Genomic DNA, 13,980 nt, shown 5'->3' on the forward strand with positions numbered 1-13,980 from the left:
CCATGACGGCACCCTCTCCTCAACTCGAATTCGACAGGCGCACGGCCATGGGGATCTGGATCGATACCGACATGGGCTTCGACGATATCGCCGCCATTCTGGTGGTGACCCATTCGAGCCTTGCGATCGACGGCGTTTCGCTGGTGAGCGGCAACGCGCCGCTTGCGCAGGTGCGCGCCAATGCGGCCGGAGCCGCCGCCGCCTTCGGCTGGACGTTCCCGATCCATACGGGTCGCGAACTGCCGGTGCTTTGCAAGCTGGAAACGGCGCAGCGCATTCTCGGGGCAAGCGGCATGCCGACCCTGGGCAAGACCCTGCCGCCGGCGGACGAGCTGCCGGCGAGCGACGCTTTCACCGCGCTTTGCGATTGGCTGGCGGACGGCAGCGGGCAAAAGCGCATTCTGGCGCTCGGACCGCTCACCAACATCGCGGCGCTCGCGCTCGCCCGCCCCGATCTTGCCGCCCGTATCGACGAGCTCACCTGGATGGGCGGCGGCGTGACATCGGGCAATCACACCGCTTCGGCCGAGTTCAACGCCTATGCCGATCCCGAGGCGCTGGCGATCGTGCTCGCCCATAGCCTGCCGCTGCGCATGGTCGACCTCGACATCTGCCGCAAGGTGCTCGCCTGGCCTGATGATGTCGACCGGGTGCGGGCGGCGACGGGCAGGAACGCCGCGCTTCTGGCCGACCTTCTCGGCGGCTATGTCGATATCGGCATCAGCCGCGGCCGGCCGGCCATGGCGATCTACGATCCGACGGCCGCCGCGATTTTCGTCGCGCCCGAGATCGCGAAGCTCCAGCATGCCCGCATCGATGTCGAGCTTTCGGGGCAGCACACACGCGGACGCACCGTCGTCGAGACCCGCGCCTCGCATGCCGCCTTCAACGCCCATTTCGCCGCTGAGATCGACGCCGAGGCGGCGCGCGCCATTCTGTTCGACGCCCTGATCCGCGAGGCACGCCGATGACTGGACAATACCGGCACGAACCCGCCGACCTCAACGAGCCCGATCTGCGCGCCCGCGCGGTTGCGGCCGCCCGCGGCGACGCGCCCTTCGATCTGCTGATCGTCGGCGGGCAGGTGGTCGACATGGTGACCGGCAAGATCCGCGCCGCCGATATCGGCATCGTCGGCCCGCTGATCGCCAGCGTCCACACGCCGGCCAGCCGTTCGGATGCGTTGGAGACGATCGATGCGTCCGGCTCTTTCCTGTCGCCGGGGCTGATCGATACGCATATGCACATCGAAAGCTCGATGGTGACGCCGGCCGCCTATGCAGAGGCCGTACTGCCGCGCGGCGTCACCACCATCGTCTGGGACCCGCATGAATTCGGCAATGTGCATGGCCTCGACGGCGTGGGCTGGGCGGTCGAGGCGAGCCGGTCGCTGCCGCTGCGGGTGATCCCGCTTGCACCGTCCTGCGTGCCGTCCGCACCCGGCCTGGAGCTCGCGGGCGCCGATTTCGACGCCGCCGCCATGACCGAGATGCTCGCTTGGCCGGAGATCGGCGGCGTCGCCGAAGTCATGACCATGCGCGGCGTCATCGACGGCGATCCGCGCGCAACCGCCATCGTCGGCGCCGGGCTGCAATCCGGCAAGCTCGTCTGCGGCCATGCCCGCGGCCTCGAGGGCGCCGATCTCAATGCCTTCATGACCGCCGGCGTGACCTCCGACCACGAACTCACCTCCGGCGCCGATTTCCTCGCCAAGCTTTCGGCCGGCCTGACGATCGAATTGCGCGGCTCGCACGACCACCTTCTCCAGCAATTCGTCGATATCATCGACCGGCTGGGTTTCCTGCCGCAGACGGTGACGCTCTGCACCGATGACGTCTTCCCCGACGAGCTGCATTTCAACGGCGGCCTCGACGATGTGGTCCGCCGCCTGGTGCGCGATGGGCTGAAGCCGGAATGGGCCTTGCGAGCGGCGACGCTGAACGCCGCGATGCGGCTTGGCCGCAGCGATCTCGGCCTGATCGCCGCCGGCCGCCGCGCCGATATCGCGATCTTCGAAAACCTCCGGACCTTCGAGGCGCGGCAAGTGATCGCCAATGGCATCGTCATCGCCGAAGCCGGCGCGATGGTGGGCAAGATCGCGCCGCTGGACGCCGATCCGCTTCGCAACTCGGTCAAGATTGCGCCGCTCACGGAAGACGATTTTCGTGTCCCGGCGAGTGGAAGCCGCGTCCGGCTCGCGACCATCGACCGGCCGCGCTTCACGCAATGGGGCGAGATCGAAGCCGATGTCGTGGACGGATTTGTCGTGCCGCCAGCGGGCACCACCATGATCGCCGTCACCCATCGTCACGACCGAGCGGAAGGCAAGCCGCGCGTCGGCTTCCTCACCGGCTGGGGCGAATGGCGCGGCGCCTTCTGCACCACGGTCTCGCACGACAGCCACAACCTGACGGTCTTCGGCCGCAATGTCCGGGACATGACGCTCGCCGCCAATGCCGTCATTGCCGGCGGCGGCGGACTGGCGGTCGCCTGTGACGGCGAGATCAAGGCCGTTCTGCCCTTGCCGCTGTCCGGCCTCGTCAGCGACGCGCCTCTCACAGACATCGCCCAGGCCTTCGGCGCCATCCGCGAAGCGATGGAGACCATCGTCGACTGGCAGCCGCCCTACCTCGTCTTCAAGGCCTGCTTCGGGGCAACGCTCGCCTGCAATATCGGCCCGCACCAGACGGATCGCGGCATTGCCGATGTCGTGACCGGACAGGTGCTGGAGACGGCGGTATTGCCTTCTCCCCTCGGGGAGAAGGTGCCCGGCAGGGCGGATGAGGGGGGCGAGGAGCAATAGCTCTGAGCGAACGCGAAGAGCGACCCTTACGGGTACAACGCCCCATCAACCCAAGCTTCGCTCGACCTTCTCCCCGCGGGGGAGAAGGTATTTTTACGTCCCTCTCGCTCCATCGGAAGCAGCTCAGCTGCCCGGCTTTTCGAAGACATGCGCCTTACCGAGCACGGTAACCGATACCATGCTGCCGATCTCGGGCAGGCCGACGCCGGAACTCTTGATGTTCAGCGTTTCCGAACCATTGGCGCTGGAGAGAACGACCGTCACGGTGCAGACGGCGCCGCCGAATTCGATATCGGTGACCTTGCCGACGCAGGCCAGGCCCGTACCCTCACCCTCGATGGTGCTCAGGCGCAGCTGCTCGGGCCGCAGCATGATCTCGGCACGCCCAGACCGGCCGTCGCTGTCGACTGGAATCGTCCCGAGCGCGCAAGTGCTGGAACCATCGCCAAGATCTGCCGGCAACAGGATGGCGTCGCCGAGAAACGCCGCGGTCTCGCGGTCCCGCGGATTGAGATAGAGCGTCTGCGGCGTTCCGGCCTGCACCAGCTTGCCGTCGCGCAGAACCGCGACCTGATCGGCGAAGGACAGCGCCTCCGCCTGATCGTGCGTCACCAGGATCGTCGTGATGCCGGCGATCTGCAGCACGCGGGCGACCGCCTTGCGCATGTTTTCGCGCAGGCCCGTGTCGAGCGCCGAAAAGGGCTCGTCGAGTAGCATCAGCCTCGGCTTGCGGCCAAGGGCGCGCGCCAGCGCCACGCGCTGCTGCTGGCCGCCGGAGAGCTGGTGCGGGCGGCGGTCGAGCATGCCGCGATCGAGTTCCACCATGTCGATGAGCCCCTTGATCCGCTGCTCGCGGTCATGGGCGCCCCGCTCCATGCCGAAGCCGATATTTTCCGCGACGCTCAGATGCGGAAACAGGGCGCCGTCCTGCGAGACGATACCGATGCCGCGCCGGTGGGCGGGCACGGCGTCGGTGCCGTCGGCCAGGGTCTCGCCTTCCAGCACCACCTGTCCGGCGTCGGGGATCTCGAAGCCGGCGATGATGCGCAGCAGCGTCGTCTTGCCGGAACCGGAGGGGCCGACGATGGCGGTGCGGCTGCCGGCGGCAACCGAGAGGTCTATATTATCGAGCGCATGGACGGGGCCATAGTGCTTGCTGATGTTCTTGATCGCCAGAAAGGTCATTGTCCGGCCGTCCGCTTGGATTGCACATAGAGGAGAAGGGTGAGCGGCAGCGACAATACGACCATCATGAAGGCATAGGGCGCGGCGGAAACGTAATCGATCTCGCTGGTCAAGGACCAGAATTTCGTCGCCAGCGTATCGGTGCCGATCGGCGACAGCATCAGCGTCGCCGTCAGTTCATTGGTGATGCCGAGCGCCACGAGGGCGACGCTGGCGGCGAAGCCGGGAGCGGCGAGGCGCATGGTGATCTGCCGGACGGCCTGGCCCGGCGTGCGGCCGAGCGCCATGGCGGCGCGTTCGAGCTCGACCGGGGCCTGGGCGATGCTGGCGCGCAAGCCCACCATGGCGCGCGGCAGGAACAGGAGGACGTAGGCGAGCAGCAGCGTGGCGAAGGTCTGGTAAAGCGGCAGGATCACCCTGACCGTGATCGACACCAGCGCCAGGGCAACGACGACGCCCGGCAGCGAGCCGACATAATAATGGCAGGCTTCAAGGATGCGCTGCAGCCGGCCGGGTGCGCGCACCGAGAGCCAGGCCATCGGAATGGCGGCGATGGTGGCGAGCAATCCGCCGGCGATCGCCAGGCCGATGGTCTGCACGAACGCGCTGCCGACCGTATCCATGCGCCAGATGCCGGCGCCGCCGAGATAGAGCCAGCGCGCCAGCGTCACGAAGGGCACACCGAGCGTCAGCACCGCCACGGCCACCGGCAGCGCCACGGCCGGGACGACGAACCAGCCGAGACGGCGCCGGTCCGCCGGACGGGCGGCGCCGGAGCCGACGCGGGCATAGCGCTCGTTGCCACGCACCAATACTTCGAAGCCGAGCAGCAGCAGGCAGCAGAAGACGAGAACGCCGCCGAGCATATTGGCGGCCGGGCTGTTATAGGCGGACTGGAACTGATCGACGATCGCGGTCGAAAACGTATCGAAGCGGATCATCACGTAAAGACCGTATTCCGCCAGGAGATGCAGGCCGATCAGCAGCGAACCGCCGCAAATGGCGAGCCGAAGCTGCGGCAGGATCGCCCGGAAGAAGACGCGCCAGGGACCGAGGCCGAGCGAAGCGGCGGCATCCTCGATCGCCGGATCGAGCCGCCGCAGCGCGGCCGCCACGGGCAGATAGAGGAAGGGATAGTAGGCGAGCACCGAGACCAGAACGCCGCTCCACAGCCCGCGCATGCCGGGCACCAGGCTGACCCAGGCATAGCTGTGCACGAAGGCCGGCACGGCAAGCGGCGCGACCGCAAGCCAGGCCCAGATGCGGGCGCCGGGAATATTGGTGCGCTCGGTCAGCCAGGCGAGCGTAACCGCGAGCAGGATGCAAAGCGGGATGGTGCAGACTTCCAGCAGAACGGTGTTGGTCAGCAATTCGCCGACACGGTTGCGGAAGATGAGCGCGACGACTTGCGCCCAGCCGGTCTCGACGGTGATCCAGAGGATGAAGCCGAGCGGCACGAGGCTCAGAAGCGCGACGACCGATGCCAGGGCGACGACGGAGGCATGCGGAATGCGGCCGTGAGGCGCAGCCATCGACGGGGATGATGACATAGCGGCGGCCTGAGCGGTCGGCGCGGCATATGTATTCTTCTGCAGCAAATCCACGCTGCCTTTCACGCCCTGAAACAGGAAGGCAACCGCCGCGGGAAGGCGATTGCCCGGATCGAAACGGCCGAGAGGCCATCCGCATGCCCCTAGCAGGGCAGGCGGATCACATGCAAGAGCCGTGCTCTTTATTGACGCATAAGCCTATCCGAAAACCGCTTCGCACTTTCCGCTTCGCGGGGCTTCGGCGCGGGATCATGCGTTAGATCAGCCCGGCTTCCGTCATCAGATCGGTGACCTTCTTGCTGTTCAGCTTGGAAGGCTCGACCTTCGGCGCCTGCAGGTCCGAAAGCGGCACCAGCTTGGAATTGGAGGCTTCACCGGTGCTGACGGCATATTCAAAGGAATTGCCGTCGCGCAGAACGGCCTGGCCGCCCTTGCCGGTGATCCATTTCAGGAAAGCCTGGGCTTCCTTCTGGTGCTGGCTGGAGGCGAGAACGCCGCCGCCGGAAATGCTGACGAAGGCGCCCGGGTCCTGGTTCTTGAAGTAGTATAGCTCGACATTCTTGCTGTTTTCGCCGGTCTTGGCCTGATCGCCGAACCAGTAATAGTGATAGATCACCGCGCCTTCGACCTCGCCGGCGTTGACGGCCTTCATGGCGACGCTGTTGCCCTTGTAGGGGGTGGCGTTTTCCTTCATCGCCTTCAGCCAGGCCTTGGTGGCATCCTCGCCCTTCAGCTCGAGCAGCGCGCTGACGATCGCCTGGAAATCGGCGCCGGCCGGCGAGGCGCCCCAGCGGCCCTTCCACTTGGGATCGGCAAGATCAAGCAGCGACTTCGGCAGATCGGCTTCCTTCAGCTTGGTCTTGTCATAGGCGAAGACCGTCGAGCGGGCGGCAACGCCGACCCAGTTGCCATCGGCGGCCTTGAAGGTTTCCGGCACCTGCGCCAGCGTGGCGGCATCGACCGGCGCGAAAAGCTTGTTGGCATCGACCAGCGTCATCCCCGGCGAGTTTTCCGTCAGGTAGACGTCGGCGGGAGACGCGGCACCTTCCTCGATGATCTGATTGGCGAACTGCATGTCGCTGCCGTTGCGGATCGTCACCTTGATGCCGGTTTCCTTGGTGAAGCCATCGGCCCATGCCTGCGTCAGGGTCTCGTGCTGGGCATTGTAGACGACGATGCCTTCGGAATCGGCGGCCTTCGCCATCAGCGGAGCGACCGCGAGGCCCGCGACAAGTGCCAGCGCGCTGGAAAGATGGATGACGGAAAATTTCATGGGCGTCCTCTCGCTTGAAAGCCCCGTTCTCTGACGGAGGTGCGATAGCCTATATTTTTCCTGACCATCGTTTTCAAGTTTACACTCAGGCTCCTTTATCACAAAAGCTTGAAAATGGAGTCAAGTTTTCGCCGCGACCTCTGCGGCAAGCTCGAGCCATGCTCTGCCGGCATGCGATAGATAACCGCCCCGCCGCCATATCCACGCCATGTGCCATTCCATTCCCGGCTCGACGACAAGGGCATGGCTGGTGCCCGGACGCTGGCGCTGCCCGGCGATCAGCCGCGGCAGAAAGCCGACCCCGAGACCGGCGGCGATAAGCTCGACGATGAAATTGATCTGGCTCGAGCGGGCGACGATGTCCGGCGCGAAACCGGCCACGCGGCAGGCATCGAGAATGATGCCGTTCAATGCGAAGCCAGTTTCGAACAGAATGAACGGATTGCCCTCGAGCGCGGTAAGCGGCACCGTCTGGCGGCCCGCGAGCGGATGCGTCGAGGGCAGGAGCACATGCATGGGCTCGCAGCGCACGCTCTGCCATTCGAATGCATCGAGCGTCGGCAGGAGCGAGGCGCCGAGATCGACCTCGCCGGCGAGCACCATTTCCTCCAGCCGCTTGGCACCCTGCTCCACCAGCTTGATCTCGATGCCGGGATAGCGGTTGCGGAAAACGGCAAATACCGGCGCAAACAGCGCGTCGTTACCGATCGGAGGCAGGCCGAGCCGCAGGGTTCCCCGTGCCAGGCCGCGCAACTCCGCCAATTCGGCAAGCAGATCGTCGCGACCGGCCAGGATCGCGACCGCCCGGCGGTAGACCACTTCGCCAGCATCCGTCAGCGTCGTGCGGTGGCCGATGCGATTGAGCAGTGGCAGGCCGAGTTCATCCTCGAGCTGGCGCACGGCCTTGCTCACGGCGGACTGGGTCGTAAACACCACCTTGGCGGCCTCCGAAAAACCACCCTGGCGCACGACCTCGACAAAGGCTCTCAATGTCCGAAGCTCCATTTCCATTCCTTACAGGACTGAATTTAATGAAATCAATTCATTTTATTCATGCAGCGAAAGGACCTATCTTCAGACCATCCTTTTTTTCCCGAGTTTTTCCATGCGTATCGATCTGCGGAATCATCCAACGCTGAACCGTCTGGCTCAAATCCTGCTGTTGTTGGTCTTCTGGCGGGCGGGCGAGGCGATCGTGCGTATCGTGCACCTGCCGATACCCGGCGCCATTGCCGGTATGCTGCTGGTACTTGCGTTGCTTGCGAGCGGAAAGCTCAGCATGACGAGCATGAAGCAGGGCGCGGAGTGGTTTCTTGCCGAGATGCTGCTGTTCTTCGTGCCGGCCGTACTGGCCGTGCTCGATCACGGCGAATTTGTCGGGATCGTCGGCCTGAAGGTACTTGCCGTCATCTTCGTCGGCACCATCATCGTCATGGGCGTCACCGCGGTGGCGATCGATATCGGCTACCGGCTGATGATGCATCAGGGAGCATCCCGCCATGTCCGCAATTGAGCCCGTTGCCGCCGGCTTTTTCTGGCCGCTGGCGACGATCGGCCTCTATTATCTCTCCAAGGCGCTCTATCGCCGCCGGCCTTCGCTGTGGCTGTCGCCGCTGGTGGCGGCGCCGACGGTTCTGATCGCGATCGCGCTGGCAATGCATGCCAATTATCAGGACTATATGCACGAGAGCCGCTGGCTGCTTGCCCTGCTCGGTCCGGCAACCGTCGCCTTTGCCGTGCCGATCTACGAGCAGCGTGGTCTCATCACGCGCTATTGGCCCGTCCTGCTCTTCGGCGTCACCGTCGGCAGCGCCACCGCCATGGCTTCGGCCTGGGGGCTCGCCAGCCTTTTCGGCCTCGACGAAAGTCTGCGTCTGAGCCTGATGCCCCGATCGATCAGCACGCCCTTTGCGATGGTGGTATCCGGCGACATCGGTGGCGTGCCCAATCTGACCGCCGTTTTCGTCGTCATCACCGGCCTCTTCGGCGCCGTTGTCGGGCAGGCTCTGTTGCGGCTGCTGCCGCTCAGATCGGGCATGGCCCGCGGCGCGCTGTTCGGCATGGGCGCGCATGGCATCGGCGTTGTGAAAGCTCACGAGATCGGCCGGGAGGAGGGATCGATCGCCGGTCTCGTCATGGTGCTGGTGGGATTGACCAATGTGTTGGCAGCGCCGCTGATCGCGTGGCTGATACATGCCGCATGAAAAAGCCGCGATGCTTTCGCACCGCGGCTTTTCGATATTTCCCTCCGGAACTGCTCAGTTGTCGCGGGTTTCCAGCGTCTTGCTGAAGAAGATCGCAACCAGCGTGCAGACGACGCCGGAGAGCAGGTAGAGGCTGGTATAGACCAGACCGAACTGGCTGGAGAGGCTGAGCGCCACGAAGGGCGCAAAGCCCGCGCCGATCAGCCAGGACAGATCCGAGGTCAGGGCCGAGCCGCTATAGCGATAGTTGAGGCTGAAGCGCGAGGCGCTGGCGCCGGCGGCCTGACCGAAGGAAAGGCCGAGCAGCGTGAAGCCGAGAATCACATACATGTGACGGCCGGTATTGCCGCCATCGAGCAGCCAGGGCGCGACGAAGGCGAAACAGGCGATCAGCACCGCGCCGACGGCCAGCTGGTTGCGCCGGCCGATCCGGTCGGCCAGCAGGCCGGAACAGATGATCGCGACGATGCCGCAGATCGCGCCCACGAATTCCACCAGCAGGAACGAGCCCGGCGACTGCTGGCTGTAAAGCGTCATCCAGCTCAGCGGGAAGACGGTGACCAGATGGAAGGTCGCAAAACTTGCCAGCGGCACGAAGGCGCCGATCAGCACGTCGCGGCCATGCACGCGCAGAAGCTCGGTCATCTTGACCGGCTCCAGCTCATGGCGCTCCAGCAGCGCACCGAATTCGGGCGTGGCGACCAGGCGGAGCCGGGCGAAGAGCGCGACGACGTTGACCGCGAAGGCGCAGAAGAAGGGATAGCGCCAGCCCCAATCGAGGAAGTCGGCCGTCGTCAGGCTCGTCACGAAATAGGCAAACAGCGCGCTCGCCAGCATGAAGCCGATCGGCGCGCCGAGCTGCGGGATCATCGCGTACCAGCCACGGTGATTGGTCGGCGCGTTCAGCGCCAAGAGCGAGGCCAGTCCGTCCCAGGCGCCGCCAAGCGCAAGGCCCTGGCAGAAGCGGAAGACGGACAGCAGGATGATCGCGTAGACGCCGACCTCGGCATAGCCGGGCAGGAAGCTCATCGATGCCGTCGAGCCGCCGAGCAGGAAGAGCGCCGCGGTAAGCTTGACGCCGCGTCCGTATCTGCGGTCGACCGCCATGAAGATGAACGAGCCGATCGGGCGCGCGACGAAGGCAAGTGCAAAGACCAGAAATGAAAGCATCGTGCCATGCAGCGGGTCCGCGAAGGGGAAGATCAGCTTCGGGAAAACCAGCACCGATGCGATGGCGTAGACGAAGAAATCGAAAAACTCGGACGTGCGACCGATGATCACGCCGATGGCAATATTACCGGGATCGACGGTGCCGCGAGCATGCATGTCGCGGGCATCGCGTTCCAGACCCGAGGATGTTGGATTTAATGATTCATGTGTGGCGCTGACCATATGTGGGAGCCTCCCTCTCCTGGCGCGTACTCCTCCACGATTTCGCGCCTAATCAAAATGTTGATCAAACTTCGGAGCTTATCAAGTATCGAGCATGAAATAATTCGCAAATTAGCAGTCGAATGGCGGTAATTTCTTCTTTTGTCGCCGTCATCCGCAACCAGGCCGCGCCGTCTGTGGCCATTTCCGTCAATCCGGCTATATTACGCGCGATAAAAGCGACTGGCCGCCGAAAACCTTCTGGATTTCGCAGGGTTTTCCCGATAGGTGGAGCCGCGCCCCAATGCCGCATTGCACTAGAACTTGCTGCGGTGCGACGAAACACCTCATACCGTTCATGACCGCCGTCCTTTAGTCGCGGTACGGTCGAAACAAAAAGAGCTTTAAGACGTGCCAAGACTCTCGAAGATTTTCAGCCGTTTATTTGTCCTCCCGCTGATCTTGCTGCTTTCGGGCTGCAACATGGTGGTGATGGCTCCCTCCGGCGACATCGCCGTGCAGCAACGCGACCTCATCGTCGTCTCGACCGTCCTGATGCTGATCATCATCATACCGGTGATCTTCCTCACCCTGTTCTTCGCCTGGAAATATCGCCAGTCGAACACGGCGGCCCCCTATGAGCCCGACTGGCATCATTCGACCCGCCTCGAACTGGTCATCTGGTCGGCGCCGCTCGCCATCATCATCGCGCTGGGCGCGGTGACCTGGATCAGCACCCACCAGCTCGATCCCTACCGGCCGCTCGACCGCATCGCGGCCGACAAGCCGATCCCGCAGGACGTCAAGCCGCTGACCGTCGAGGTCGTCGCGCTCGACTGGAAATGGCTGTTCTTCTACCCGGAATACGGCATCGCCACGATCAACGAGATGGCGGCCCCGGTCGACAGGCCGATCAACTTCAAGATCACGTCCTCGACGGTCATGAATTCCTTCTTCGTCCCCGCGCTTGCCGGCCAGATCTACGCCATGCCGGGCATGGAGACGAAGCTGCACGCCGTCATCAACCATCCGGGCGAATTCGAGGGCATCTCCGCCAATTATAGCGGCGCCGGCTTCTCGCACATGCGCTTCAAGTTCCATGGCTTCAGCCAGGCCGATTTCGACCAATGGATCGAGAAGGCCAAGGGCCAGGGCACTGCGCTCGGCCGTCCGGAATATCTGGCGCTCGCCAAGCCGAGCGAGCGGGAGCCCGTGCGCTACTACAACGCCGTCGACAAGGATCTCTACGAGGCCATCCTCAACATGTGCGCCGATCCGAGCAAGATGTGCATGAGTGAAATGATGCATATCGACGCCAAGGGCGGCGGCGGCAAGGAAAGCCAGGAGAACCGCGAGCGCCTGATCCACGACAACCGTGATGCCGGCCACGCCGACGTGACCCCGGTCAGGGCCGACGCCCCGGCGGCGCAGGGCATGCAGCACGGCGACAATTCCATGCCGGGCATGGATATGGGCAACGGCTCATCTTCGGATTCGTCGACCGGTTCCTCGCAGCCGGCGCAGCACCAGGGTCATTGATCCCCGTGCGCTCAATAACAAGACATTCATAAGGACAGAGGCAATCCATGTTTTCCAACCCGGACCTCTATAAATTCATCTTCGGACGGCTGACGCTCGACGCGATCCCGTATCACGAGCCGATCCTCGTCGTGACCTTCCTCGGCGTGGCGCTCGGCGGCCTCGCTCTTCTCGGAGCACTGACCTATTTCCGCGTCTGGGGCTATCTCTGGACCGAATGGCTCACCAGCATCGATCACAAGAAGATCGGCATCATGTATGTCATACTGGCGCTGATCATGCTGCTGCGCGGCTTTTCCGACGCGCTGATGATGCGCCTGCAGCAGGCGCTGGCCTTCAACGGTTCCGAAGGCTACCTGCCGCCACATCACTACGATCAGGTCTTCACCGCCCACGGCGTCATCATGATCTTCTTCGTGGCAATGCCCTTCGTCACCGGCCTGATGAACCTCGTCGTGCCGCTGCAGATCGGCGCACGCGACGTCTCCTTCCCGTTCCTGAACAACTTCTCGTTCTGGATGACGACGGCAGGCGCGATCGTCATCATGATCTCGCTCTTCATCGGCGAATTCGCCAAGACCGGCTGGCTGGCCTATCCGCCGCTTTCCGGCATCGCCTACAGTCCGGATGTCGGCGTCGATTATTACATCTGGGGCCTGCAGGTCGCGGGTATCGGAACGACGCTATCGGGCATCAATCTGGTGGCCACCATCGTCAAGATGCGCGCGCCGGGCATGACCTTCATGAAAATGCCGGTCTTCACCTGGACGTCGCTCTGCACCAACATCCTGATCGTCGCCAGCTTCCCGATCCTGACCGCCACGCTCGCTCTGCTGACCCTCGACCGCTACGCCGGCACGAACTTCTTCACGAACGACCTCGGCGGCAATCCGATGATGTATGTCAACCTCATCTGGATCTGGGGCCACCCGGAAGTCTACATCCTGATCCTGCCGGCCTTCGGCGTCTTCTCGGAAGTCGTCGCCACCTTCAGCGGCAAGCGCCTGTTCGGCTACGCCTCGATGGTTTACGCCACCTGCGTGATCATGATCCTCTCCTACCTCGTCTGGCTGCACCACTTCTTCACCATGGGCTCGGGCGCCAGCGTCAACTCCTTCTTCGGCATCACCACGATGATCATCTCGATCCCGACGGGTGCGAAGCTGTTCAACTGGCTCTTCACCATGTATCGCGGCCGCATCCGCTATGACGTGCCGATGCTGTGGACCGTCGGTTTCATGGTGACCTTCACCATCGGCGGCATGACCGGCGTCATGCTCGCGGTTCCGCCGGCCGACTTCGTGCTGCACAACTCGCTGTTCCTGATCGCCCACTTCCATAACGTGATCATCGGCGGCGTGCTGTTCGGCATGTTCGCGGGCGTCAACTACTGGTTCCCGAAGGCCTTCGGCTTCAAGCTCGATCCCTTCTGGGGCAAGATGAGCTTCTGGTTCTGGCAGATCGGCTTCTGGTTCGCCTTCATGCCGCTCTATATCCTCGGCCTGATGGGCGTCACCCGCCGCGTCAGCCAGTTCGAAGATCCGTCGCTGCAGATCTGGTTCATCATCGCGGCCTTCGGCGCCGGATTGATCGCGATCGGCATCGCCTGCTTCCTCATCCAGATCGCCGTCAGCTTCATGAAGCGCGAAGAGCTTCGCGACCACACCGGCGACCCCTGGAACGGCCGTACGCTGGAATGGTCCACCTCGTCGCCGCCGCCGAACTACAACTTCGCCTTCACGCCGATCGTCTACGATCACGACGCGTGGTGGGACATGAAGAACCGCGGCTACACGCGTCCGACCGAAGGATTCATCCCGATCCACATGCCGAAGAATACCGGCACGGGCGTCATCCTCGGCGCGCTCTCCATCGCCTTCGCATTCGGCATGATCTGGTACATCTGGTGGCTCGCCGCCATCACCTTCGTCGCGATGATCGCCATTACGATCGGCCATACCTTCAACTATAAGCGCGACTTCTACATTCCCGCCGACGAGGTCGTGAAGACCGAAGCCGAGCGTACGAAGCAGCTCGCAGGACAGGTATAAGACC

General features: G+C 63.8%; 11 protein-coding genes. 6 read left to right on the forward strand and 5 right to left on the reverse strand.

Features of this window, described 5'->3' with window-relative positions:
- Window positions 1-47: 47 nt before the first annotated feature.
- Window positions 48-971, forward strand: a complete 924-nt coding sequence (locus FHX11_RS28915; protein ID WP_184364689.1) for a nucleoside hydrolase — start codon at window positions 48-50, stop codon at window positions 969-971.
- Window positions 968-2,803 (forward strand): adenine deaminase C-terminal domain-containing protein, encoded by a 1,836-nt coding sequence (locus FHX11_RS28920; protein WP_184364625.1) that lies wholly within the window; start codon window positions 968-970, stop codon window positions 2,801-2,803. Before FHX11_RS28915 ends, FHX11_RS28920 begins: the two co-directional genes overlap by 4 nt.
- A gap of 123 nt (window positions 2,804-2,926) precedes the next feature.
- Here FHX11_RS28920 and FHX11_RS28925 read toward each other — a convergent pair whose 3' ends face one another.
- From FHX11_RS28925 to FHX11_RS28940, 4 genes are all read right to left on the reverse strand, one after another.
- Entirely contained in the window at window positions 2,927-3,988 is a 1,062-nt protein-coding gene (locus tag FHX11_RS28925) for an ABC transporter ATP-binding protein (protein WP_184364628.1), read from the reverse strand.
- Window positions 3,985-5,538 carry an iron ABC transporter permease gene (locus FHX11_RS28930; RefSeq protein ID WP_246781192.1) on the reverse strand — a complete coding sequence of 518 codons (1,554 nt, stop codon included), beginning with the start codon at window positions 5,536-5,538 and terminating at the stop codon, window positions 3,985-3,987. The genes FHX11_RS28925 and FHX11_RS28930 overlap by 4 nt, the downstream gene beginning before the upstream one ends.
- 256 nt (window positions 5,539-5,794) lie before the next feature.
- Window positions 5,795-6,811 (reverse strand): iron ABC transporter substrate-binding protein, encoded by a 1,017-nt coding sequence (locus FHX11_RS28935; protein WP_184364630.1) that lies wholly within the window; start codon window positions 6,809-6,811, stop codon window positions 5,795-5,797.
- A gap of 120 nt (window positions 6,812-6,931) precedes the next feature.
- Window positions 6,932-7,816 carry a LysR family transcriptional regulator gene (locus FHX11_RS28940; protein ID WP_184364632.1) on the reverse strand — a complete coding sequence of 295 codons (885 nt, stop codon included), beginning with the start codon at window positions 7,814-7,816 and terminating at the stop codon, window positions 6,932-6,934.
- A 100-nt stretch (window positions 7,817-7,916) separates the two neighbouring features.
- Between FHX11_RS28940 and FHX11_RS28945 the strand changes: the two genes are divergently transcribed.
- A complete protein-coding gene (locus FHX11_RS28945; RefSeq protein ID WP_184364635.1) occupies window positions 7,917-8,324 on the forward strand; it encodes a CidA/LrgA family protein in 408 nt (135 codons plus the stop codon).
- On the forward strand, window positions 8,311-9,015 hold the full coding sequence (locus FHX11_RS28950; protein WP_184364637.1) for an LrgB family protein: 705 nt from the start codon (window positions 8,311-8,313) through the stop codon (window positions 9,013-9,015). Before FHX11_RS28945 ends, FHX11_RS28950 begins: the two co-directional genes overlap by 14 nt.
- A 54-nt stretch (window positions 9,016-9,069) precedes the next feature.
- Here the strand turns inward: FHX11_RS28950 and FHX11_RS28955 are convergent, their stop codons facing one another.
- The gene (locus FHX11_RS28955) at window positions 9,070-10,407 is read right to left on the reverse strand and encodes an MFS transporter (protein ID WP_184364639.1); all 1,338 of its coding nucleotides are present in this window, start codon (window positions 10,405-10,407) and stop codon (window positions 9,070-9,072) included.
- A 390-nt stretch (window positions 10,408-10,797) separates the two neighbouring features.
- Between FHX11_RS28955 and cyoA the strand changes: the two genes are divergently transcribed.
- Together cyoA and cyoB are read left to right on the forward strand one after the other, a co-directional pair.
- The gene (cyoA, locus tag FHX11_RS28960; RefSeq protein WP_184364641.1) at window positions 10,798-11,925 is read left to right on the forward strand and encodes a ubiquinol oxidase subunit II; all 1,128 of its coding nucleotides are present in this window, start codon (window positions 10,798-10,800) and stop codon (window positions 11,923-11,925) included.
- Between the two features lie 47 nt (window positions 11,926-11,972).
- Window positions 11,973-13,976, forward strand: coding sequence for a cytochrome o ubiquinol oxidase subunit I (gene cyoB / locus FHX11_RS28965; protein WP_184364643.1), 2,004 nt, complete (start codon window positions 11,973-11,975; stop codon window positions 13,974-13,976).
- The last annotated feature ends 4 nt before the right edge of the window (window positions 13,977-13,980 follow it).

It is taken from the genome of Rhizobium sp. BK602 (assembly GCF_014195095.1).
Lineage (GTDB): Bacteria > Pseudomonadota > Alphaproteobacteria > Rhizobiales > Rhizobiaceae > Rhizobium.

What these genes read in the sequence shown, in the direction of transcription:
- FHX11_RS28915 (WP_184364689.1), top strand. Translation starts at nt 48, where the DNA reads ATGGGGATCTGGATCGATACCGACATGGGCTTCGACGATATCGCCGCC.
- FHX11_RS28920 (WP_184364625.1), top strand. Translation starts at nt 968, where the DNA reads ATGACTGGACAATACCGGCACGAACCCGCCGACCTCAACGAGCCCGAT.
- FHX11_RS28925 (WP_184364628.1), bottom strand. Translation starts at nt 3,988, where the DNA reads ATGACCTTTCTGGCGATCAAGAACATCAGCAAGCACTATGGCCCCGTC.
- FHX11_RS28930 (WP_246781192.1), bottom strand. Translation starts at nt 5,538, where the DNA reads ATGTCATCATCCCCGTCGATGGCTGCGCCTCACGGCCGCATTCCGCAT.
- FHX11_RS28935 (WP_184364630.1), bottom strand. Translation starts at nt 6,811, where the DNA reads ATGAAATTTTCCGTCATCCATCTTTCCAGCGCGCTGGCACTTGTCGCG.
- FHX11_RS28940 (WP_184364632.1), bottom strand. Translation starts at nt 7,816, where the DNA reads ATGGAGCTTCGGACATTGAGAGCCTTTGTCGAGGTCGTGCGCCAGGGT.
- FHX11_RS28945 (WP_184364635.1), top strand. Translation starts at nt 7,917, where the DNA reads ATGCGTATCGATCTGCGGAATCATCCAACGCTGAACCGTCTGGCTCAA.
- FHX11_RS28950 (WP_184364637.1), top strand. Translation starts at nt 8,311, where the DNA reads ATGTCCGCAATTGAGCCCGTTGCCGCCGGCTTTTTCTGGCCGCTGGCG.
- FHX11_RS28955 (WP_184364639.1), bottom strand. Translation starts at nt 10,407, where the DNA reads ATGGTCAGCGCCACACATGAATCATTAAATCCAACATCCTCGGGTCTG.
- cyoB (WP_184364643.1), top strand. Translation starts at nt 11,973, where the DNA reads ATGTTTTCCAACCCGGACCTCTATAAATTCATCTTCGGACGGCTGACG.